This is a genomic window from Pseudomonadota bacterium, from assembly GCA_039193195.1.
In the GTDB taxonomy this organism is placed as follows: Bacteria; Pseudomonadota; Gammaproteobacteria; order Steroidobacterales; family JBCBZW01; genus JBCBZW01.
Genome location: JBCCWS010000011.1, coordinates 1 through 22,925, shown reverse-complemented (window position 1 = coordinate 22,925; position 22,925 = coordinate 1). Strand labels below are relative to the sequence as shown.

The 22,925-nt window shown below is 62.6% G+C and carries 19 protein-coding genes; 13 read left to right on the top strand and 6 right to left on the bottom strand.

Features of this window, described 5'->3' with window-relative positions; translation table 11 throughout:
• Positions 1–121 precede the first annotated feature (121 nt).
• The 4 genes from AAGA68_11440 to AAGA68_11425 all read left to right on the top strand — a co-directional run bounded on the left by AAGA68_11440 (position 122) and on the right by AAGA68_11425 (position 6,544).
• Positions 122–1,417, top strand: coding sequence for an NCS2 family permease (locus AAGA68_11440; GenBank protein ID MEM9385666.1), 1,296 nt, complete (start codon positions 122–124; stop codon positions 1,415–1,417).
• 124 nt (positions 1,418–1,541) lie between these two features.
• Complete coding sequence (locus AAGA68_11435) at positions 1,542–3,737, top strand: TonB-dependent receptor (GenBank protein MEM9385665.1); 2,196 nt, start codon at positions 1,542–1,544, stop codon at positions 3,735–3,737.
• Positions 3,738–4,085: 348 nt separating this feature from the next.
• The gene (locus tag AAGA68_11430) at positions 4,086–5,396 is read left to right on the top strand and encodes an amidohydrolase family protein (protein ID MEM9385664.1); all 1,311 of its coding nucleotides are present in this window, start codon (positions 4,086–4,088) and stop codon (positions 5,394–5,396) included.
• Positions 5,396–6,544 (top strand): purine nucleoside permease, encoded by a 1,149-nt coding sequence (locus AAGA68_11425; GenBank protein ID MEM9385663.1) that lies wholly within the window; start codon positions 5,396–5,398, stop codon positions 6,542–6,544. The genes AAGA68_11430 and AAGA68_11425 overlap by 1 nt, the downstream gene beginning before the upstream one ends.
• Positions 6,545–6,708: 164 nt before the next feature.
• Here the strand turns inward: AAGA68_11425 and AAGA68_11420 are convergent, their stop codons facing one another.
• Positions 6,709–7,884 (bottom strand): serine hydrolase domain-containing protein, encoded by a 1,176-nt coding sequence (locus AAGA68_11420; GenBank protein ID MEM9385662.1) that lies wholly within the window; start codon positions 7,882–7,884, stop codon positions 6,709–6,711.
• A gap of 8 nt (positions 7,885–7,892) precedes the next feature.
• Complete coding sequence (locus tag AAGA68_11415) at positions 7,893–8,567, bottom strand: helix-turn-helix transcriptional regulator (GenBank protein MEM9385661.1); 675 nt, start codon at positions 8,565–8,567, stop codon at positions 7,893–7,895.
• A gap of 110 nt (positions 8,568–8,677) precedes the next feature.
• On the opposite strand from AAGA68_11415, the gene AAGA68_11410 reads away from it, so the two are divergent.
• Genes AAGA68_11410 through AAGA68_11400 form a run of 3 tightly spaced genes read left to right on the top strand, consistent with a single transcriptional unit; the run spans position 8,678 to position 10,471 of the window.
• Positions 8,678–9,079 (top strand): carboxymuconolactone decarboxylase family protein, encoded by a 402-nt coding sequence (locus tag AAGA68_11410; protein ID MEM9385660.1) that lies wholly within the window; start codon positions 8,678–8,680, stop codon positions 9,077–9,079.
• On the top strand, positions 9,076–9,705 hold the full coding sequence (locus AAGA68_11405) for a sulfotransferase family 2 domain-containing protein (GenBank protein MEM9385659.1): 630 nt from the start codon (positions 9,076–9,078) through the stop codon (positions 9,703–9,705). The genes AAGA68_11410 and AAGA68_11405 overlap by 4 nt, the downstream gene beginning before the upstream one ends.
• A gap of 22 nt (positions 9,706–9,727) precedes the next feature.
• Positions 9,728–10,471, top strand: coding sequence for a carbon-nitrogen hydrolase family protein (locus tag AAGA68_11400; protein MEM9385658.1), 744 nt, complete (start codon positions 9,728–9,730; stop codon positions 10,469–10,471).
• A gap of 356 nt (positions 10,472–10,827) precedes the next feature.
• Here AAGA68_11400 and AAGA68_11395 read toward each other — a convergent pair whose 3' ends face one another.
• The gene (locus AAGA68_11395) at positions 10,828–11,751 is read right to left on the bottom strand and encodes an OmpA family protein (GenBank protein ID MEM9385657.1); all 924 of its coding nucleotides are present in this window, start codon (positions 11,749–11,751) and stop codon (positions 10,828–10,830) included.
• 457 nt (positions 11,752–12,208) lie between these two features.
• Here AAGA68_11395 and AAGA68_11390 point away from each other — a divergent pair, with 457 nt between their 5' ends.
• A complete protein-coding gene (locus AAGA68_11390; protein MEM9385656.1) occupies positions 12,209–12,538 on the top strand; it encodes a c-type cytochrome in 330 nt (109 codons plus the stop codon).
• 13 nt (positions 12,539–12,551) lie between these two features.
• A complete protein-coding gene (locus AAGA68_11385; GenBank protein ID MEM9385655.1) occupies positions 12,552–13,856 on the top strand; it encodes a PQQ-dependent sugar dehydrogenase in 1,305 nt (434 codons plus the stop codon).
• 99 nt (positions 13,857–13,955) lie between these two features.
• Here AAGA68_11385 and AAGA68_11380 read toward each other — a convergent pair whose 3' ends face one another.
• Together AAGA68_11380 and AAGA68_11375 are read right to left on the bottom strand one after the other, a co-directional pair.
• Complete coding sequence (locus AAGA68_11380) at positions 13,956–15,728, bottom strand: alpha/beta hydrolase-fold protein (protein ID MEM9385654.1); 1,773 nt, start codon at positions 15,726–15,728, stop codon at positions 13,956–13,958.
• A gap of 74 nt (positions 15,729–15,802) precedes the next feature.
• Positions 15,803–16,846: a serine hydrolase domain-containing protein gene (locus AAGA68_11375; protein MEM9385653.1), complete on the bottom strand. Its 1,044-nt coding sequence runs from the start codon at positions 16,844–16,846 to the stop codon at positions 15,803–15,805.
• 437 nt (positions 16,847–17,283) lie between these two features.
• Here AAGA68_11375 and AAGA68_11370 point away from each other — a divergent pair, with 437 nt between their 5' ends.
• From AAGA68_11370 to AAGA68_11355, 4 genes are all read left to right on the top strand, one after another.
• The gene (locus AAGA68_11370) at positions 17,284–17,991 is read left to right on the top strand and encodes an ABC transporter ATP-binding protein (protein ID MEM9385652.1); all 708 of its coding nucleotides are present in this window, start codon (positions 17,284–17,286) and stop codon (positions 17,989–17,991) included.
• Entirely contained in the window at positions 17,988–19,103 is a 1,116-nt protein-coding gene (locus AAGA68_11365) for an FtsX-like permease family protein (protein MEM9385651.1), read from the top strand. The genes AAGA68_11370 and AAGA68_11365 overlap by 4 nt, the downstream gene beginning before the upstream one ends.
• Before the next feature lie 3 nt (positions 19,104–19,106).
• Positions 19,107–19,988, top strand: coding sequence for an outer membrane lipoprotein-sorting protein (locus AAGA68_11360; protein MEM9385650.1), 882 nt, complete (start codon positions 19,107–19,109; stop codon positions 19,986–19,988).
• Between the two features lie 131 nt (positions 19,989–20,119).
• On the top strand, positions 20,120–20,908 hold the full coding sequence (locus AAGA68_11355) for an aspartyl/asparaginyl beta-hydroxylase domain-containing protein (GenBank protein MEM9385649.1): 789 nt from the start codon (positions 20,120–20,122) through the stop codon (positions 20,906–20,908).
• A 231-nt stretch (positions 20,909–21,139) separates the two neighbouring features.
• On the opposite strand, the gene AAGA68_11350 is transcribed toward AAGA68_11355, so the two are convergent.
• Positions 21,140–22,438: a hypothetical protein gene (locus AAGA68_11350; protein MEM9385648.1), complete on the bottom strand. Its 1,299-nt coding sequence runs from the start codon at positions 22,436–22,438 to the stop codon at positions 21,140–21,142.
• Positions 22,439–22,925 lie beyond the last annotated feature (487 nt).

Below are 22,925 nucleotides of genomic sequence, written 5' to 3'. Positions count from 1 at the left end.
CAGGGCAACGCCCATCCCAACTCTTCGCATCGCATCGCCCACCGCAGTGTCTTAGTCTTCGTCTGGAGGACCCGCCCGACGCCGCCGCGTCGGGGGTCTCACCCCTCACCACGGAGCCGTCATGGAGGCGATAAACCGCCGATTTCAGCTCGACAGCGCCGGCACGAGCGTGCGCACGGAAGTCATCGCCGGCCTGTCGACCTTCCTCACCATGGTCTACATCAGCGTGGTGAACCCGGCAATCTTGTCCGATGCGGGCATGGACTTCGGCGCCGTCTTCGTTGCCACCTGCCTCGCCGCCGCCTACGGCACATTGGTGATGGGCCTGCTGGCCAACTACCCCATCGCCCTGGCGCCGGGGATGGGCCAAAACGCATTCTTTGCCTACACAGTGGTACTGACGCAGGGCCACAGCTGGCAGACAGCCCTCGGCGCCGTCTTCGTCTCTGGCGTGCTGTTCGTGGTCTTGAGCCTGCTGCCTGTACGCGAATGGTTGATCAACTCGATCCCGCGCAGCCTAAAGCAGAGCATGACGGCAGGGATCGGACTGTTTCTCGGCTTCATCGCCTTGAGCAACGCGGGCGTGGTGACGGACAACGAGGCCACGCTGGTCGGTCTTGGCGAGCTGCTTGCGCCCGGCCCTGCCTTGGCCCTGTTCGGATTTATCCTGATTACGGCGCTCGCCGCGCGAGGAGTGGCGGGCGCCGTGGTGATTGGCATCCTCGCGGTGGCCGCCATCGGTTGGCTCACGGGGGTGGCCGAGTTCCGCGGGCTCGTCTCCCTGCCGCCCTCACCGGCGCCCGTGTTGCTGCAGGTGGACATCTCGAGCGCGCTTGAAGTCGGCATGCTCACCACGGTGCTCACGATGCTTCTGGTAGATGTGTTCGATACGGCGGGCACGCTCGTTGGGGTGGCGACGCGCGCAGGATTAGTCGATGAGGAGGGCAATCTGCCGCGCCTTCGGGGGGCGCTCTTCGCCGATTCAAGCTCCACGGCAGTGGGCGCACTGGTCGGTACTTCCTCCACCACCAGCTACATCGAAAGCGCGGCCGGCGTGGAAGCGGGGGGGCGCACGGGGCTCACCGCGGTGGTCTGCGGGCTGCTGTTTCTCGTATGCCTATTCTTCTCGCCCTTAGCACAGAGCATTCCGGCCTACGCCACGGCGTCCGCCCTACTGTTCGTCGCCTCCCTGATGGCAAGTTCCCTGGCCGATCTCGATTGGGATGACCTGACGGAGGTAGCGCCCGCCATGGTCGGCGCCCTCGCCATGCCATTGACTTTTTCCATCGCCGAAGGCATCGGACTTGGCTTCATCTGTTACGCCGCCATCAAGCTACTGAGCGGCAGGGGTGCCCAGTGTCCGGCCGCCGTGTACTTGGTCGCGGCAGTGTTCGCGCTCAAGTACGTCTTCCTGTAGCGAAAGGGCGCTGCAATCGGATTCATTGACAAGCGTCAGAGTGTCAATGATGAATAGGCGCGGCTGCCACCGCCCGCGGTGGCCGAGTTCATTGCGTCATTCAACTCGGAGAGTTCCACACCCGATGTTCCGCCATGCCTACCGAACGCCCATCGTGGGCGCTGCCCTCCTCGCCACTACGCTCACGCCACCGGCCTTCGCCGAGCTCGAAGAAGTCACTGTGACCGCCCAGCGCCGCGAACAGGCGCAGAGCGACGTACCGTTCTCCCTGGTCACGCTCTCCGGTGAGGATGCGGCAGATTACTTCGAAGCCGGTGAGGACATCCGCGCACTCTCCGCGCGCATCCCAAGCCTCAACGCCGAGTCGTCCAACGGCCGCGTCGCGCCACGTTTCTACATTCGCGGCCTCGGCAATACGGACTTCGACCTCGCCGCCTCCCAGCCCGTGCAGGTGCTAGTCGACGAAGTCCCGATGGAAAACGTGGTGCTAAAAAGCTTCCCGCTGTTCGACATTGAGCGAGTGGAGGTGCTGCGCGGCCCGCAAGGCACCCTGTTCGGCCGCAACACGCCCGCCGGCACGATCAAGTTCGACACGGTGAAGCCGTCTCAGGAGTTCGACGCCTACGGCGCCATCACCGCGGGTAACCTCGGCACCTTCAACGTGCAGGGCGCCCTGGGCGGCGGCCTCTCGGAGCATTGGTCAGGTCGCGTCTCCGTGCTGTCCCAGACCCGTTCGGACTGGATCGACAACGACTTCACCGGTGAAGAGGACGCCCTCGGCGGCTTCAGCGAAGTCGCCTTCCGCGCCCAGCTGCTGTACGAGAACGACGGCTTCTCCGCCCTCATCTCCGGCCACGGCCGCGAGCTGGACGGCACCGCCGCCGTCTTCCGCGCCAACATCTTCACCACCGGCTCCAACGAGTTGAACGAGAACTTCGATCGCGACGCCGTGCAGTTCGACGAGGGCGACAACAACATCCAGCGCTACGAGAGTTACGGCGGCCTCATCCGCTTAGAAAGCACCTTCGCCAACGACATCACGCTCACGGCGATTGGCTCCTGGGAGACCACCGAGGGCTTTTCCATCGGCGACATCGACGGCGGCTTCGGCGCCTCTTTTGCACCGCCCTTCGGGCCGGGCTTCATCCCCTTTAACTCCGTGACTCAGGACAGCATCGATACGCTGGACCAGTACACCGCCGAGGTGCGCCTCGCCTCACCAGGAGACGGACCGCTCACCTGGCAGTTCGGCGCCCTGTACTTCTCCCAGCAGTTCGAGATCACCACGGCACCGTTCTTCGTCGGCCCCACCACCGTGGGGCACGACAACGACTCCTGGGCCGTGTTCGGCCAGACCAGCTTCGACCTAAGCGACAAGCTGACCGCCACCGCCGGCTTGCGCTATACGGACGACACGCGCGACTTCGAGGTGACCCAACTGTTCGGTGCTCCCGCCGCAGGCCTCGGTGCCGAGTTCAGCCCCAGCACCGACGAAGGCGAACTCACCTGGGACCTCGCCCTAAACCTCGCAGCGACCGAAACGACCACGCTGTTCACCCGCTACGCACGCGGCTTCCGTGCCCCTACCATTCAGGGCCGCGACGTCGCCTTCTTCGGCCTGCCCTCCGTGGCTGACTCCGAGACCGTCGACTCCTTCGAGATCGGCATGAAGAACGACTTCGGGGTGTTCCGCTCGAACGTCGCCGTCTTCTACTACACGGTGCAGGACCAGCAGCTCTCCGCTATCGGCGGCGACGGCAACCTGGTGCAGCTGGTAAACGCCGACGAAGCCACCGGCTTCGGCATCGAGGGCGACCTCGAAGCCTTGTTCACCCTCAGCGAGACCAGTAGCCTGCTCACCCGCGTCGGCGGCAGCTACGTCGACACGGAAATCAACGACGACGATCTACTCGTCGCGCCCTGCGGCTCCGGCGCCTGCACGCCGCTCGATCCCTTGGTCGACGGCAACGCCCTGGTCGACGGCAACCCCCTGCCCCAGGCGCCGGGCTTCACCCTCTCGCTCCTCGCCCGCTACACCCTGGACATAGGCGAGGCGCAGTTCTTCCTGCAGACAGACTGGTGGTTCCAGGGGGAGACGAACTTCTTCCTCTACGAATCGGAAGAGTTCTTCACCGACGACGCTTACGAGGGTGCCGTGCGCGCCGGCTTCAGCTGGAACGACGGCCGCTACGAGATCGCCGGCTTCGGCCGCAATATCACCGACAATGAGTTTGCCCGTGGCGGCATCGACTTCAATAACCTGACCGGCTTCGTTAACGCGCCGCGCATCTGGGGCGTCACCTTCACGGGCAGGTACTAGTGGGCCGCTTGCTAAATAAGGTAACGCTCAGTCTGCGTAGGGGCAGCGTCAGCAAGGCGCGTGGCGCAGCCAATGGCATCGCCATTGGTAAGCGATGCAACGCCGCGGACGCTGCCACTGGGCAGACCCGAAGGGCGAGTAGCACCTTATTTGCTAAGCGGACCGCTAGGGCCGCGCACCCCCACCGTGGTGTTCGCACCGCCGTTTAGCTCAAGGCCAGGGCCCCTCTGCGCCCCGGCACCCAGAAGGCGGTGGGCGGTCATCGCCGCCTGCTCGTTTCTGTCGCTTGCTGCAAGCGCCGAGAAGATCCCGACCGATCTGATCGTAGGTGGGGACTGGGTGGTCACTATGGACCCGGCCCAGCCACTGCTCGAAGACGCCGCCCTCGCCATCGACGCAGGCCGCATCATCGCCATCGGCCCGCTCGAGGAGATCGCCGCCACCTACGAAGCCAGAGAGCAGGTAAGCGAGAGCAACCGCGTGCTCATGCCCGGCCTGGTGAACACGCACAGCCACGCGGCCATGACCATCCTGCGCGGGATCGCCGACGACCAAGACCTCATCACCTGGCTCAACGACTACATCTTCCCGGCGGAAGTGCGCTTCGTCGACGACGCCCTGGTCAGCCTTGGCACGGAACTGGCGTGCGCGGAGATGATCCGTGGTGGCACCACCACCTTCGTCGACATGTACTACCACCCCGATGCCATCGCCGAGGCGGTCGCGCGCTGCGGCCTGCGAGCCTTCGTCTCGGCGACGGTAATCGACCAGCACAGCCCTGACGCCGCCGATGCTGCCGAGGGCCTCGCCAACGCCCACGCGTTCATCCGCCGCTGGAAGGGCAAGCACCCGCGCATTACGCCCATCCTGGGCCCTCACTCGGTGTACACGCTCGCCCCCTCGCACCTGAAAGCGGTGAGCGAGGCGGCGCGATCCCTGGACGTGCCGATATCGATCCACCTGTCCGAGTCGCGCTTCGAAATCGACACGATCCAATCGAAGCACGACACCACCCCGGTCGGTCTGCTGGACAGCATGGACTTCTTCAACAACCGCGTGATCGCTGCCCACGTGGTGTACCCCACGGAGGAAGACGTGGAGATTCTCGCCTCGCGTCGTGTGGGCGTGGCTCACTGCCCGACATCGAACATGAAGATCTCCTCCGGGATCGCACCGATCAGCGCGCTGCTCGCAGCCGGTGTCGAAGTGGGCATCGGCACTGACGGCGCGGCTAGCAACAACGACCTCGATATGTTCGAGGAGCTGCGCCTGTCCGCCCTCCTGCAGAAGGTGGCGACGATGGAACCGACGGTGCTGCCGGCATCCGCAGTGCTGGAGATGGCCACGGCCGGCGGCGCACGCGCCATCGGCCTCGGCGATGAGATCGGATCGTTACGCGTAGGCATGCGCGCCGATCTGATCCAGATCGACTTGTCCAACCTACACTTCGCTCCCCTGTATGACGTGATCTCCCACCTCGCCTACGTCGCCGACGAACAGGACGTGGTGACAGTGATCGTGGACGGACGCGTGGTGATGCGCGAGCGCGCGCTGCTTACCATCGACATCCAACGAGTAAGGGCGCAGGCACAGACCCTCGCCGAGCGCATCGCCAAGGACCTCCGCCGTAACCACACCCCCGTCGACGAGATCGAATAATGTTGATCACCCTTTCCTACGCTATGCGTCGAACGCTCACCTTCGCTCTCGCCAGCACTGCCCTAGTCACGCTCGCCGCGTGTGCGGACAGGGATCCGAAGAGCACTAGCGCAGGCGCCGGTGACGAGCTGACCGTATGCAAGATCGCAGCCCCCTGCGCCAACCCCCTGCCCGTCCGCCTGGTGCTGATCACGATGTTCGAGATCGGCGAGGACGCGGGCGACCGGCCAGGTGAGTTCCAGCTGTGGAAGGAGCGCCGCCCACTCGATGTGGTGATCCCCTTCCCCCACTCCCACCACGACCTGCACTACGACCCGCAAAACCAAGTCCTCGCGGTGGTCGCCGGCATTGGCAGCACCAAGACGACGGCAGCGACCATGGCCCTCGGCCTCGACACGCGCTTCGATCTGAGCAAAGCCTATTGGCTCGTCGCCGGCATCGCGGGGATCGATCCGGAGGACGCTTCGATCGGCTCCGCCGTCTGGTCAGCCTACCTCGTCGACGGTGACCTGGCCCACGAGATCGACGCCCGCGAGAAGCCCGAGGACTGGCCCACCGGCTACTTCGCGATGAACAGCAAGCGCCCCTACGACCCTGATAAACCCGAGCCCTCGGGCGAGGTACACCTATTGAACGAGGGCCTGCGCGACTGGGCCTACGAGTTGACACGGGACGTCGCGCTGCCGGACTCCGAGGCCCTGCAGGAGACCCGCTCCCACTACACGGCGCACGACAGGGCGCGCCTACCGCCCTTCGTGACGCGGGGCGGACACATCGCGGCCATGACCTTCTGGCACGGCGAGATCTTGAACCAATGGGCCAACGACTGGGTGGCCTACTGGTCCGACGGCAACGCCGACTTCGTCACGTCGGCGATGGAGGACACGGGCACTTTTCAGGCGATCCGCTATCTCGATGCGATAGACCGCGTGGACGCAAACCGCTTCATGGTCTTACGCACCGGCAGCAACTACACGATGCCACCCCCGGGCGTCACGGCGGCCGACAACCTGCTGCGTGAGAGCGAAGGCTACGCGGGGATGCTCGCGTCGCTGGAGTCCCTATACCTCGTGGGCGGTGAGGTAATCGACGAGATCACGGGAAACTGGGAGCGCTACGAGAACGACGTTCCCGGCATCGAGGAGTAGGCGAGAAGCATTTAGCGACTTCACGGAATTGAGACTGGTGCCTGATCCGGACGGTGGCGCAGGCGCCACCTCGCCACTCGTCCTGCTCCTGCTTGGTATCGGCACGCGCCTTAGCAGAGGTCGGGAGAATCCGCGCCCCCTGACCAAAGCGAGCGAAGCGCACGTTACCTCGAGATAGCGGCCGGCGTGCCGTGTAGCGCCGGATACACCCACCACCACGGATAGGCCGTCTCTGCGAGCATCAACTGCGCGAGCTCGGGGAAGATGATCTCCGCCCTGACGCTATTGGCCAGCATGACCAAGCAACGCTCGGCCCGGGACTGGCAAATCACCAGATTGGCGGTCCAGGGGTTGTGACCGCCTTTAGCAAAGGCAGGTCCGTGCGGCCCTTCCCAGACCTCTACGCCCAATCCGGCTGCTAGGGCGATTTGCTCGCCGCCGGGCATTTCAGTGTCGTGCATCTGCACCGTCGGGAACTTCTGCGCCGTACGGATGGGAAACTGGGCGCGCACCCACTCTGCCCGCATCTCCTCGGACAGTCCTTCACCCGCGAAAAGCGCGCGCCACAGCTTCGCTTGGTCGGCGATCGTGGTGTCCATGGAGCCTGCTGCGCTTACGTTGCTGCGCTCGTCGTGCGGTTCGAAGCTGCCGTCCATGGCGTAGCCATCAGCCAGGTTCTTTGCAAAACTGTCGCGCCACTGCATGTCCGTGTTGCGGAGACCGAAGGGCTCGAAGACGCGCTTGCGCATCTCTTCTCTGATGTCGAGGCCTAGGCCGTACTCGAGCACGCGCTGGAGCACCCAGAAGCCCTCGCCAGAGTACGCGTAGTGGGTGCCAGGCGCGAAGTGAAATCGCGGCTGGCCGTCGGGCTCAAGAAACCTCAGATTCGACAGGCCCGTGCGGTGGGAGAGGATGATTCTCGGCGTCAGCGCCCGCCACGTGTCATCGTCGGCGAAGGCGCGATACTCCTCATACGCGGGGAGTGGCTCTTCCAAGTAGTCCGCGATCGAGCGATCGAGCTCTAGCAGGCCTTCATCCACCAGCTGCAGCACCATGTAGGCGAAGGCCGCTTTGGTGAGGGACGCGCCGTACATGATCGTGTCCGTCTCCAGCGCAAGCTGCTGCTCTCGATTGCGGTACCCGTAGGCTTGCACGTGAGAGATCTTCCCACCCTCTATGACGGCCACCGCGAGCCCAACGACTTGTTCTCGCTCCATGAGTTCGCCGATCCGAGCATCGAGCGACTTGCCGCTGATTTGCGCGGGCGCAGTCGATGGCGCTTGCGCGTGGGTGTGAAGGGAGAGCAACAGCAGAATGGCAACTACGTAAGTCATTTTCATTTTCTCTCCTAACGCCAGCGCCAACTGGCAACGAAACAGCCAACACCTGCGAACAGGAGCGCGAAGGCGGGCACCAGCGCCAGACGGTAGGGCCCCACCCGCTTCTCCTCATAGCCGCCGACGAGCGTCCAGACGCGCCTTGCGGAGGACGGCAGGGTCTCGACGAAGCGCGGCCCTCGGTACTTGTGGAAGGACGCGATCTGCTCATCCACCCGGGCGAGTAGATCGGCTGGCCCGTCGTCGTCTACGGTCGCGAAGAGCTCCAGCGGTTCGTCGGCGTTGACCACGCCCATAGACTGGTAGGTAAAGCGCTGCTCTGCGCCACCGTGCCCGAGCTGTGCCAGGCCCAAGAGCGCCCCGCCTAGGGCCAATGCCGCTACACCACCGATCAGCCAGCCCTGGCGAGTGGACTCGGTGCGAGTGTCCTGGGCCAGAATGGCGTTGCGGACCGCGCTGATCGATCGCAAGCGATCTAGTTCCGCGGGGTAGAGGGAAGCCGCTAGATCAGCCGCCTGCAGCTCGTAGACCGCCACCAAACGCTGATAGACGTCCTCCGAAGGCACCGATTTACCTGCCTCCAGCTTCGACAGATACGACTGCTCGATGCCTATCTCGGCACAGGCCTGCGGTTGGGTCCAGTCTCGCGAGGCTCGCGCCTGCTTTAGTAACTCACCGAATTTCATAGAATTCCTCCTGCCTAAGAGCGTATTTTCAGCAGGAATACTGTGAATGCCAGTTGAATAGTGAGGAATATTGCGTCCTGGCGTTGCCCAGCACAGACAAAGGAGCCACCGTGTCGTCGCAAGATAATGAGAGCAAGGGGTTGGAAGTGCGCAGGGAGGTGATGGGCGAGGCTTTCGTTGAACGGGCCGCGCGCACTACCACCGACCTCACTCGCCCGCTACAGGCCTGGATCAACGAGCACGCGTGGGGTTCCACCTGGCAGCGCGACGGTCTCACACGTCAGACTCGCTCCTTGATCACCATCGCGATGCTCGCCGCCTTGAGAGCGCCCACCGAACTCAAGGGCCATGTGCGAGGAGCCCTCAACAACGGCTGCACCGTGGAGGAGATTCGCGAAGTTCTTCTTCACTCGGCCGTCTACTGCGGCGCCCCTGCCGCCCAGGAGGCATTCCGCGCCGCCCAGGAGGTCATCGACGGCGCGGCGCAAGCGGCCAGAGCTACCGAGTCATGATCGTTTCCCACGAGAAGCACTTTGTGTTTCTGCACGTCGGCAAGGCCGCCGGCACCAGCATCACCCGCGCCCTCTCCCCCTACGCAGATCCCATGCCCCGTGATGCTCTGTCGCGAGCCTTGAGCAAGCTTGGGATCGTGCTCTCACCGAGGCGCGTTTACTGGCCCATCCACGCGAGCGCGCATTACGTACGGCAGCGCTTAGGCCCCGGTGCTTTCGATGACATGTTCACCTTCGCCTTCGTGCGCAATCCCTGGGATCTCTTGCTGTCCGCCTACGAGTACATCCGCGCAACGCCGAGCCACCATCGTCATCGCCAAGTGCATGCACTCGGCACCTTCGAGGCCTATCTAGCCTACGAAGCGCGAGCGCGTCGCTACCGTCAGGCGCATCAATTGTGTGACACGCAGGGCCGTGTACTGGTCGATTTCGTGGGCCACTTCGAGCGCCTCGAGCAAGACTTCTCGCAGGTCTGTGAGCGCCTTGCGCTAGACCACGTAACGCTGCCTCACGTCAACGCAACTCAACGCGCCCCGTACGTCGAGCGGTACACTACACAAGCGCGCTCGTTGGTGGCGGAGCACTGGTCTGAGGACATCGAGCGCTTCGCCTATACGTTCGATTGACACACGGGAAAGCTGAGCAGCAATGAAACTCGCCCTCGCGCAACTTGCATCCGCCCCGCTCGACATCGCTGGCAACCTCGCGAGCCACTTGTATGCCGTGGAGCGCGCCGCGGCCGCCGGCGCGGAGCTGGTGGCATTTCCGGAGCTCTCCCTGACCGGTTACTGGCTCGACAGGCTCGGTGACCGGGCCTTTGCAGCCGATGACACTGCCTTCGACCCCCTTCAGGACGCTGCCGAGCGATTCCATTGTGCGATCCTAGCGGGCCTTCCGACCCGATCATCGGCGGGACGCCACATTAGCCAGGCAGTCTTCCGCCCGGACTCCGCACGTCAAGTCTACGCAAAGCAACTGCTCCACAACGATGAGCAACCTTACTTCATCGGCGGCGACACTCCCCTAGCGCCAAAAGTCGGAGAGACGCAGATCGGGCCGGCAATATGCTACGAATCGCTGCACCCTACCCACGCGGAAGCCGCCCGCGAGGCCGGCGCGGAGGTGTACCTGGCCTGCGTAGCCAAAACCGATGCAGACGTGGCGAATGCCTTGGACTACATGGCGTCATTGGCGCAACGCCTGACGATGGCGGTCGCCCTGGTGAATGGGATCGGCGAGAGCGAGGGCTTCGAGAGCGCTGGCGGCTCCGCCGCGTGGAGCGAGAAGGGGCGGCTCGTCGCGCAGCTGCCGTACCGAGAGCAAGGCCTACTGATCTGGGATCCAGAGTCGACTGAAGCGGAGGTTATCATGCTGGACACCACGCTCTGCTGAATGGCGCCTTCGCTCAGGTCCGCTACGCTCGTGTAGCTTGGCTGCCAGCAGCGCCAATCAGATCCTTGTGCTTATCTTTTCTCTTCGCTCTTCGAGGAAAGGGGACTCCCGACCTCCCGCCTTATCTGAAGAGCCAGACTGACGTTAGGGACCACCACAGGGAGCATAAGATGTACAACTTGGCGAGCCTGGATCCGAGCGAGATCAGCAGATTCATCGAGGACGACATCTCGCAGATGTTTGCACAGCTTCGCGATGAAGCGCCCCTGCACTTGTGCCAGGAAAGCGCTTTCGGTGCCTACTGGTCGCTGACGCGCTACTGCTGGCACGAGTCGATGGCTTTAGGGACCCCCGCCTCAGCGTACTACCAGCTCCACGCGCCGGTTCCGTGCCCTGCCCTGGGCGGTGCTGTTCAGGGCTCGTGGTGCAAGAAACCCGACACCGTGCGCCCCTAAGCGATCCCCGGAGATAGCAAAGTCTCTAACGAGTGCAGTTCGCACTGCACCCGCACGCCGCCTCGATAGATCGAGGTTGTACTCGAGCGAGCCCTGGTTATCCGTGTGACCCACGAGGAGCATCGAGGAGGTGCTATCGCGCTTTAGAAACTCGGCCATCTCCACCAGCGCCGGACGGGAGGTCGACAGTAGCTCCGCCGAGTCCGTCGCGAACTCGAGCCCGTGGATCGCTACGGCACCCGCGTTGCGGATTGCAGCGGAAATCTCGTCGGCAGAAAGGGGCTCTAAGTCCGCTTGCTTGCCGTCCCTTTTCACTGACTCCACAAAAACCGCTGGCGGTCGGCTCCCCGCCATCATCACAAGCACGTGGACGACTTCGAGCACTCCATCGCGCTTGCGCTCCAACACGGCATACTGGAAGTCGTTCCCCAACCCGACCTTGCCGCGGCCGTCGCGGTTGATGAGGTAACCCACGTTGCCCCCGCAACCTGAGACGCCCGAGCAAACGTAGCGCTCCGCGTAGCCAAGATCGGCCGCAGCTCGCTGGTAGGCCTTGAACACCTCTAGCGTCGCCCTCGCCTCCTGTAGCTGATAGGCGACGATGCGCACACTGCCCTCCAAGGTCAGCGATGGACCAGGCTCGAACTTCGATTGCATGTCACCGATGTAGAAGGTGGCGGACGCGTAGGGAAGTTGATCCTCGCCCACGAGCTGCGCCCCGGGGAATTTGCTATCAAAGAGACTCTCAGCGTCGGCAACGGATATCAGCAGTACGGCAACGCACCATACGCGAAGAGACAGCGCGGTGAGAGAGGGCTTCGTCATCTGCAGTCACCAGGGGGTTAAGCGTGCGATCGGAGGTCTTCGACACTGACGGGTACACGATAAGGGCCGTCGGCAGTTGGCGCCAGATCCCGCGCGGTGTCGATAGCCGCAGAGTCCGCCCGCCGCCATGCCCGAATTGCCAAGCGCGATCCCTCCGGCCGCCCTGTGGGGCATAGCCTCTAGACTCGGGACTTTTTCCCGTTCGATGATGTGGCGGTTGGTCTCGCACCGGTAATGCGTAACCATCTGAACGGCGCCGGGGCAGCACCTCGTGAGGCGTCGAGGGCTTCGGGGCACGCGAATCGTCCGCAGGATCGACGAGGCGGTAACCAACCTGGTAGACGAAACATCGCGACTGCAGCGCAATCAGGGGGCTTCCCGGCGCATTCCGGGAGACAACGTACACTCCATCAATGCCTTAGCTTTGGTCAAGGCGCCACAAGCCTCGAGGTCTTTTGTGCGTATATTCTTATTAGGTATATCGATACTGATAGGTACTATCAGCACAAGCTATGCCGACGACGAGACGACTGCCACCGAAGCCGGTGAGGCGCGGTATGCGCAGAACTGCGGAAACTGCCACGGCCCAGGAGGGATGGGACTCGCCAGCTATCCAAGGTTAGCTGGAAAGGACGCTAGCTACATCGAAGAGCGCCTCAAGACCTACAGGGCGGGCACGAAAATCGGCCCCAACTCTGCCCTGATGATCATGATGGCGAAACCGCTTTCCGATGCGGAAATCAAGAATTTGGCTGCGTACCTATCGACGGTCCAGCCGAATGGCTAGAGGAGCACAAGCCTTGAATCGAAAACTGAGCCTATCATCAGCAGCGACCCTGACGGCCACCGCCGTCGCCGTACCCCTCGCCCTTGCGGACACCATGGGGACACCGAGCATCAGCGCAGAGTCGATACTCAGCGGTTTGGAAAACCCCTGGGACATGGCCTTCACCGATGACGGGCACATGTTCTTCACGGAGAAGTGCAGGGGCCTCTCCCTAAGGACCAAGTCTGGAGATGTGGTGGCACTGTACGGCATGAAGGGGTCCAGCGGCTACGCCTCGGCCGGCCAGGACCTGTTCTGCGAAGGCCAGGCAGGCATGCTGGGCGTGGCGGCAGACCCCGACTTCGACAACAACCGCCGGGTCTACGTGGCGTCCACCTCGAACAAGTACCATGGCTCGGGGTGCAAGACGAACTTCGACAAGTGCGATGGCAACATCGTCATGCGACTCACGCTCAACAAACGCATGAACAAGGTTGCCAACCGCACTGACATCGTGAAGGACATCCAGTACAAGCCCTTCGAATCCAATCACCCCTTCGGCGGCCCTGGCGCTCACAACGGCGACCGACTTCGCTTCGGCCCAGAGGGCTACCTATGGGCAACATCAGGTGATAGGCACAAGGGCGATGTACCGCAGTCGCCGACGCTCCTTGGCGGCAACGTTTTGCGTATCGATACGGACGGCAAGCCCCATCCGGGCAACAACCCGCCGGACGGCTTCGACAAGCGCGTGTACACCTACGGCCATCGCAACGTTCAAGGGATCGACTTCCGCCCGAGCGACGATAGGGCCTTCGTGGCCGAGCACGGCCCCTGGCACAACGATGAGATCACCATGCTGGTCAACGGCGGAAACGGTGGCTGGGACCCACGACCGAACATGGGCGGACGCGGCGACTGCCCAGACGAATACTGCGGGTACATGCCCAACCAGATGGACGGCATGCTACCTGCCGCTCGCGCAGCCGCCGGCACGCCAATGAGCGACACCCGCTTCGAAGATCTAATGCCGCCCGCGTGGAACAACAACGGATTATCCCAGGGCACCGGCTCCGCCGCCTTCCTGAAGGGCAGCAACTGGGGCTATTGGGAAGGTCGTCTGGCGGTTGGCATCATGGGCATCGGATTCGGCGGTACGCCCTCGGGAATGCGTATCGACGTCATCGATATCACCGACGACGGCCAGGCCGTAAGAAGCGTCATTCGGATGCCGACGGGGCTGAAGAAGCGTTTCCGAGGACTGCGACTCGGACCCGATGGGGCTCTTTACGCCGCAGTGGATGAAGGGGAGATCTTCAGGATCACTGCGCAACAGTAGTCGCAGGCCGGTTGGGAAGAAGGGGTTTTTCGCGCGGCGTTCGCGGCGCGAAAAACCCTCGGAATCACTCACCGCGCAGCCCCCTGCAAATCTTCGTCCTCAGTAGCCCCAACTCTCTAGATCTGCATTGGCAGGGGCTCGCTCCCTCACGAACTGTGCTACCACGCGGATGAACTCCCGATAGCGAAGTTGCTGCGTGGGATCTTCGAGGCTGTGCCCTATCCACGAGTGACGGCCGTTCGTACCGTATTGAAAGGTCGCCGCTGCGGCGGGGTTTGCGAGCGCCGCCATGCGCGCGTGGGTCAGGTATACCGCCTGCTCGAGGTAGTAGTTGTCGCGCCGCCCCACAGCGAAATGAAGCTTGCCAGCAAGCTTCGGACCTAGCCTTGGCCAGTCTCGCTGGATGATGTGACTTAGATCCCAATGCTCTCGCCAGTAGGTAGCGACCTCGCGGTTGATCTCCCCCGTATCCGGATCCCACAGTGGCGCCGGGTAGCCGTCATCGGCGACCGGGCTGTACAGCGCCTGCCAAATCGCCCACTGACCGCCTGAGCGATCTTTAGTGGCCACCACTTGCTCGTAGCGGTGCTCATCAAGCACCGAGTAGTTAATGATTCCATCAATATCTCGTTGAGCTGGCAAGGGCGTGCGAATCCACTCGAGTTCGTTGTAGAAGGCGCTGTTGGAATCGTAGATGTTGATCTGCATCAGCTTGCGGAAGTCGATCGGGTCTGGCGCCCAGGGAAACGCACCCGCGAAGCGCTCCGGGTTGAACACCATCATCGCCGCCGCCTCCCAGCCGCCGGTCGAACGACCCGCCAGCACGCGCCCCCAAGGCTCAGCAACGATTCGAAACTGCGCCTCTAAGTGAGGAATCAGCTCCTCGTAGATGGCGTCGGCATACGGTCCGACGTTCGGGGAGTTCACGGAGTAGGACGTATCAAAGAAGGGGTTGGCATCGCGAATCGTGATAACGACGATCTTGGGCAACTCCCCCGCGGTCCAGGCCTCGTAGAAACCCTCCAGCTGCGGGCCGACGGCTACATGCTCCGGTTCGTAGCCCGGCCGAAACCACGGCGCCGGCGCCCAAGGCATGGGCGTTAATCCTGAAGAGTGGCCCTGCATGTAGAGCACCGGGAAGGTGGCGTCAGGGCGCTCCTCGTACCCGGATGGAAGCAGGACGTTGGCGCCGATGTACATGTCTCGGCCCCAAAACGCTGAGAGCTTCTCGCTTCGAATTTTGATGTAGCGGACCCATACGGTGTCCTCGAAATTCCCTTGCTGAAGAACCTCGCCATCTTGCAAGGGCCGCGATGGCTGGATGACCTCGCTGATGGTCAGGTCAATCGCACCCAAGCCCTGCTCGCCGACCGTGACGCTCTGAACCTCGCTGTACGCGTTGCCCGGCGACTTGAAGGGACTTTGAAACGCGCCGCTATTCATGTGCGCCTCGATCACGTGCCCATCGGATCGATGGAAAGTGGTGTACACGTTGATGAAGGCCTGCACGTGATAGTCCCCGGGCGGCAGGTCTGCGAGGGCGTTGAAGGGATAGCCCGAGACCGACGTATCCCCGTCCCGGATGAGCGCGCGATCGCCAGGGCCGAAATCGCGCACATCGACACCCCAGAGCGGATTGCCTGTCACGCCAGTACCTAGGTGAGGCATCTGCTCATCGTCGCGAGCCACGATAAAGAAGATGCGCCCAACGATGGGCACCTGCAAGCCTAGCGCTGCGATGGCCGTGACCGCCCCTTCACTTATTGATACGCGGACCTCTGCTGCCCCCGGTTCTTGAGCGAGCGAAGCGAGTGGCGCAAGCACTGGCACGCAGAAACACAAGGAGAGAACGAGCGGCTTCAGTGAAGGCATGGGTGACTCCGGACGTAAGGGCAGACTCCTCCCGCGAGTCTGCAGACGAATCCGCTAACCAGGCAAGCCAGCGATCAATCGTATAGCGCGTCGACAACCGCATCGAACAACGCTTGGGAAGTCGCCTCACTGCTACCGCCCGTATTGTTCACGAACTGCACCACCACCGTGTCGATATCGGTGAAGTAGTAGGTGATGCTCTGGTACCCCGGCAGCCATCCCGAGTGACCCACACTACCGAAAAGACCGAGATACCGCTCACGTTGCGCCGCGCTGAGGAGCGCTCCCGTCGCCAGCGCCCGCAGAAACGCCCCGGTTTCCTCAATGGTCGAGATCATCGATCCGCCTGGCACCACGTAGTCTTGGGTGGTTCGATCCACACCATCCCAGTAGCCACGCGCCATCAGTGACGTATCGACCTCGCTCAGTAGGGAGACAGTTCTGATCAACCCTAGGGGCGAAAGAATGTCGTTGCGCACGAATTCGTGGTGACTGTAGCCGAGGGCGGTATCGAGGATCAGTCCGAGCAGCAGGTAGTTGGTGTTGCTGTATGCGTAGCGGGCGTCGGGAGAGAAGTCCCCCGGGTCGTCCACTACGAGGGCTAGCAACGCCTCAAGGTCCGTGTGGGCAGCTTCCCAGCTGAAGCCCGGCTCGCTGTCGAAGTCGGGCACGCCGCTGCGGTGCTGGAGGAGATGGCGCAGGGTGATCTGCTCGGCGTTGGCCAAGCGCCCCGCGAGGGAAGGCAACCAGAAGGCGACCGTATCGTCGAGCTGCAGCAGGCCGGTGTCGGCGAGTTTGACGACGCTGACGGCGATGAACAGCTTGCTGACACTGGCGATCTTGAACAGAGCGTCCGCTTTGGCAGGCTCATCCGTGCGTAGGTCCTCGACGCCGTCGAAGTAGGTCGCCTTTGCACTACCACCCGCGTCGACGTAAACCCACGCGGCATCGAGTCCCTTCTGGAGGCCGCTCTGTAGAGCTCCGCTGATACCATCTGAGGGCGTTGCCGCTGAATTGGTATCTGCAGTGGTCGCCGGAGAACTGGTGCTGCTGTCGCCGCCACAGGCGGCGAGCAAAGCCATCAGCCACGCTATGCAAATGAGGTGTCGTAGCAACATCCGGTCTCTCCATACTCACCGACTGCGCCTCATGGTCCAGCAGCGTTCGATGGGCTGGCAAGGACCATTCGCCCATCCACCGGCGGGTCAGCGCCCATTCCCCAGGCCCCACCAGATTGAAACTGCCCGCGCCAACGGTGAAGAGCCAGCAAACATCGTACTATTACGGAGCACGCTCGAGAGCAGGAATTGTCGCATCCAGCCGCCCCGCCAAACGCGGTCGCACCCGCCACCAACCGGTCGTTCGACAGCGCCGAGTAAGCAACGCATACTCCGGCTTCGTGCGGGCCTCGCCGGCAACCACCTGCGCTGCCCGACCCAAACCCGCGGATGAACCATACGCTGCCCGCAGCGCCACCCTCAGCAGCCGCCACTGAGCTTCCGCTCCAGAAGCGAGCCCGTGGCGTTGCTCACCAGGATTCGACCCTACGCAACCGATGACTGCAAAATCACCGCTGATCGAAGCCAGGGGCCTACAGAAATGGTACGACGGGGATCGGGTACACGCCTTGCGTGGCCTAGACCTCTCGGTGGCACACGGAGAGGTGCTGGCGATAATGGGCCCCAGCGGCAGCGGCAAGTCGACGCTGCTGCAACTCCTCGGTGCCCTGGATGAGCCCACCGATGGCGAGTTGCTCTTCGACGGCAAGGCGATCCGCGGGCAACGCGCGCTGGCCAGCTACCGCTCCCAGCACATCGGGTTCGTCTTCCAGTCCTTCTATCTCATTCCCACCCTGACGGCCCTGCAAAACGTTCAGGTGCCGATGCTCGGCCAAGTGCGCTCAGCGCGAGCGCGAACCGCTCGCGCGCGCGAGCTATTGGAGAGCGTAGGCTTGGGCGAGCGCCTGCATCATCACCCCACGGAGATGTCCGGCGGCGAACGACAGCGCGTAGCAGTGGCCCGGAGCCTTGCCAATTCCCCGGCCTTGCTGCTAGCCGACGAACCGACCGGTAACCTGGATTCGGAAAACGCCAAGCGCATCCTGCAGGTGCTGCTCGACGTGCATGAGCGTTTCGACACCACGCTCATCATCGTCACCCATGACGCGAGCGTAGCATCGAGCGCCGACCGCGTGGTGCATATGCTCGACGGTAGCTGCCAGGCGCAATCCGGCGCCGCCGAGTCAGCGGCAACAAGCGCATGAACCTGTTCACCATCGTGTGGAAGAACCTGCAGCGCCGAGTGGTCCGCACGGCACTTACGGTGGTCGGTATCGCCGTCGGCATCGCTGCCGTGGTCGCCCTCACCGGCTTCGCCCGGGGCCTGGAGGCGAGCTGGGCCGGTATCTACGAGGCGCGCGACACCGACGTGGTGGTAAGAAAGGTGACCAGCCGCAGCGTGGTGGCGGCCAACTTCGAACAAGATATCTTCGATGACATTACGGACCTTCCGGAGGTGGAATCCACGGCTGGGCTGCTCACTGACATGATGGGCGTCGAGGAGGTCTCGACGATCTTCGTCTTCGGCTGGGAGTACCCGAGCTTCCTGTGGGACCACCTCACGATCATCGAAGGCCGTATGCCCTCAGGCAACGACTCGCGCGAGGCACTGCTCGGTGAGCTGGCCGCGGAGACCTTGGGCAAAGGCGTCGGCGATCCCCTGCAGATCGAGTTCGACGACTTCGAAGTGGTCGGCATCTACCGCACCTCGGCGCTGGTGGAGACCGGCGCGATCGTGCTGCCCTTGGAGGCTATGCAAACGGCCACCGAACGCCCAGGGCTGGTCAACCTGCTGAACGTGCGCCTGCACGATCCGGCCAATGACGGCCCAACCGTGAAAGCCTCCCTGGAGGCATCACACCCCACCTTCACCGCACTGGAGGCCACCGAAGTGGCGTCGAGTAACAGCGGCATCGAGGTGGCCAAGGCGATGAGCTTCGCCACCTCGCTGATCGCCATCGTCGTAGGCGCCTTCGGCGTTGCCAACACCATGCTCATGAGCGTGTTCGAGCGCACACGGGAGATCGGCATCCTGCTCGCAGTCGGTTGGAACCGAAGGCGCGTGATGGCCATGATCCTGCTCGAATCGCTGATGCTGGCGCTGCTCGGCGGCGCTGTGGGTACGGCGATCGGGATCGGGGCGGCGCGCCTGATGGAGACCACTGAGGTGATGCGCGGTCGCCTGCAGGCCGAGGTGGGCCCCGATCTGTTCCTAACCGCCTTCCTGGTGGCCGTGGGGCTCGGCACAGCGGCGGGGCTTTACCCTGCGTGGCGCGCGGCCCGCCTGCGTCCCACCGTTGCACTGAGCGCGGAGTAAGCCGTGAGAGGTCATCGAAATCCTTGGGCGCCGCTGGCCTTCATCTTGTGCGTGCAAGCACCGATGGCCTTGGGCCAGGGCATCGCAGACGCCGTGCCTACCGAAGACGTCCCAGTCAGCGCGGACAGCGAACTGGTGGCGAGCGCGCCGCAAGACGGGGTGGAACTGCCCTCCCCGAACGACCTCGTAGAGCGGCTTCAAACGCAGGAGCAGCGCAGCAGCAGCCTGCGCCTGCGGGCGCGCTTGGAAGTCGACCTGCCCGGCGAGGAGAACGACCGCGCCGTGCAGCTACTGATCAAGCAGCGCCAGGACGAGAAGATCCGCCAGACCCTGCTGATTGCCATGTGGCCGCGAGACCGCAAGGGCGAAGCGCTGATGATCCAGCGCGACGACGAGGCCGAGGTCTCTGGCTTTCACTTCGTGCCGCCCGATACATCCACGCCCCTCACCGAGGACGATCTCGGCGAGCCCCTGTTCGGCACCTCCGTGCGCCCGGAGGATCTGTTCGAGTCCTTCTGGGACTGGCCGCGCCACGCCACCGTCGGCGCCATGAGCGCTGGGCGGCGGGACTGCTGGATCGTTGAGTCCTATAAGTACGAGGAAAGGCGCTTCCCCGCCGTGCGCTCCTGCGTCGGTGCAGAGGAAGACATCCCTTTGATCATCGAACGCTTCAACGGCGAGGGCGAGCTTATCGCTCGCATCCGGGCGGAAAAGCTCATCTTTCGTGAAGACCGCGGCTGGTTGCCGGTCGTGCTGACCGTGGAGACGCCGGGCACCCAGGAACGCGCCACCATTCGCTTCACGCGAAGCGATCGCGACGTAGTCTACGAGACGGAGGAATTCACGCCGGAAGGCGTTCGCGCGCTAAGCGCGCCGAGGAGCTGAGACGCATCGTAGCGAGGCGCGTTTCGCGGGCTTGCTCTGCCCTTCGGACGCATTGCGGGCGGACGCCGCCGCCGGCTCCCGTATAATGCCGAATACTCTGTCGATCCAATCAAGGAAGAAGCATCCTCCTTATGTCGGACACCGCTATCGCCACCGGCCCCCTGGGCCGGATTCGCGCCGCCAGCGCCTACGTGTTTCGCAAGTCGGTCTTCTGGATCGGCTTCTACATTCGGCCGCCCATCCATTGGTTTATCGGGCTGTTCTCGAAGGTCGGCAATCCACCCGTCTTCGAGTCCGACGTGTTCGACTGGACCTCGAACCTGGAGGCCAACTGGGAGGCCATCCGGGACGAGGCTCTCGCCGTCTGCCGCCCGGAGGACGCGCCCCCGCTGCGCGAGGTCTCGCCAGACCACAGCCGCATCGCCACCGATGAAAAATGGAAGGTATTCTTCCTCTTCGGCTACCGCTACGAGATCGAGGAGAACACGGCTCGCTGCCCAAAGACCAGCGAGCTGGTGAGGTCCGTGCCGGGACTGATTTCGGCGTTCTTCTCTATTCACACGCCGGGCACACACCTTCCAAGGCACTACGGCCCTACCAATGGCATGATCACCTGCCATCTCGGGCTGCAGGTGCCCGAAGACAGACACGCGTGCCGCATCAATATCGATGGCTCTGACTACAGCTGGGAGCCCGGCAAGTTCCTCGTCTTCGACGACACCTACTATCACGAGGTCTGGAACGATACCGAAGAGAACCGTGTGGTGCTGCTGATGCACGTTGAGCGACCGCTGCGCCAGCCGGGCAAGGCCATTGCAGACGGGTTTCTGTGGCTAGCGACCAAGAGTCCGTTTATCCAAGCTACGCTGAAGGCGTTGGATGACTGGAAGGACGAAAAAGCGAAAACCGAGACCACATGAGTGCATGAGTCTGAGGGCGCGACAGGTATTGCGTGACGGTTGAGCATGATCGGGGCAAGTCTTGATAGGGCCGCCGCCCCACCTCGCCTTCCGGCACAATCCAGTCGCCGCAACCCGTTGCGAAGATACCCAGGGGCCTCATCCGACGTATCTGGCGACGGCTCTTGAAGGGACGCTGAAGCAGCAGCTTCTCCGCGCGACGATTCCTTGTGGAATCAGCAGCAGTGCGCGCTACTCAGAGTCTGATTCCTCGGCACCCTGAATACTGGTTTTCTCAAAGTGGTATTGCCATGCAGGATCAGAGAATTCGTCTACAAGCTTCAGTGTGAAGTCCAGCTTTTCCACTCGGCCAGCGTAGTACAGAACTAGGCGCGCGGACGTAACCAAGTTCTCTTGCACAGCGCTCGCAATGACCGGAACGGTAAACGAGTCGGTCGAAGCATATCCAGGTGGGAAGTTCGCCTGGAACTGCATACCAGTAGAGTACGCGAAGCCGGCTTCCAAGAGACTCGGGATACCAGCAGGCAGCTCGTCGGTAAAGTAGATTCCGGCAGACTCGATCCTGGCTGCTTCCCCGCCCTCGTTCCGAAACACGTACGGGACTAGAAGGCGGTGAGTAATCCAATCCGCGTCCTTAGCTCTCTTCGGGATAAGAACCGCCTCTAGCGCGGAATCCTCCAGCGGTTCGCCAGAGGGGGCGTACATCCTTAGGCTGGCTGTCTGTCCGCCGCGTGACTCCTTCGTCGCACGAACTTTGCGGTTTTCGCGCTCGTTGCTGAACTCCTCTACGAGTCTGATTTGGTGCTCGACAACTTCGGAGTCGCCTTCAGAGACCAGTTCGACTGCCACCCGGTGAACGGAATCGACCTGCAGTTCACCTTCGTCCATCCGAATCCAAACGGGAAAGTGCAAACTGACTGAGAGTCCGGGTAGCATCTTGTGGGACACCAATTTTGGGTTGACCATCTCAAATTCATAGCCTCGGAGCAGGCTGCTCGGAGAGAACATCGGGAGGGTTTCATCCGTGTAGAATTTGGCGATGAGGTTTTCGGCAGCTGCATCCCCTCTATTGATGAGAGTGTAGGGAATCACTAAGCGGTGCGTGTGCCAGCTCTTGCGCCTTTCAGAAGGGGCCGCAGCCACGAGAAGCGCTTCAATCGTTCGACCCTCGAGCGTCTCGCCATTGGCATCCAATGGAATGATGTGAGCATCGCCCAAAAGCCCATCTATCTTGTTCTGGAGCTGCGTTTGCGCATCCTTGATCAGCCCCTGCAGCTTCTCCTGTTCGTTATCGATACGTTGCTCAAGCCGAATCTGCGCATCCTGGATATTCTCCTTTTCACCAGTAAAACTCAGGAAAGCGCCAGCGCTGAGGATACCAATCGTTGCGACGATGAACTGGATCTTCAGCCTTATCTCAGAAACGAGCTGAGTCGCCCACCATCCCTCACCCTTGAGAGACTCACCTAGAGCCCCGCTCCTAGTATCACTCACTTCGCTAGACACCGACCGTTCTCTCTTGTAAATCAACCCGGATCGCACCCACGACATACACTGTGTGCTTCATAATATTAGCTTATGCTGGACGGATTTCCGAAATTTCGGCAGTAGCCGTTCGTTGGCGCATCAATCTTCGGTGACGTGCGACCGTGATCGGAAGGTTGTCTTTTCGAAAGGAACCCACTCGGGGTGCTCCGGAAGAACATGGAATTGCGCGAAACTCCCAAGAGAGCACTACTCCGGCTGGGTACCGCTGGGCTCGCTCTGACTCCAGATCACGCGATCTGAGCCGAATCTATAACCGACATGTAGTGTTAGGTATGTGGTAGGAAAGCACTCAGTTTCACATCAGCTCAAGTGGCAGGTACGGACGCGGCTACTAGCCTGCTTTATTCATGAGGTGTGGCGTTGAGCCCCTGAGATGAGATCGTAGGGCGTTGACCGCAGCTGAGCGAGTGCCTGTGAGGCGTTCTCAGGGTTGAGGCCGGCGTTTTCCGAGTGTTGGGGTCGCTCATGC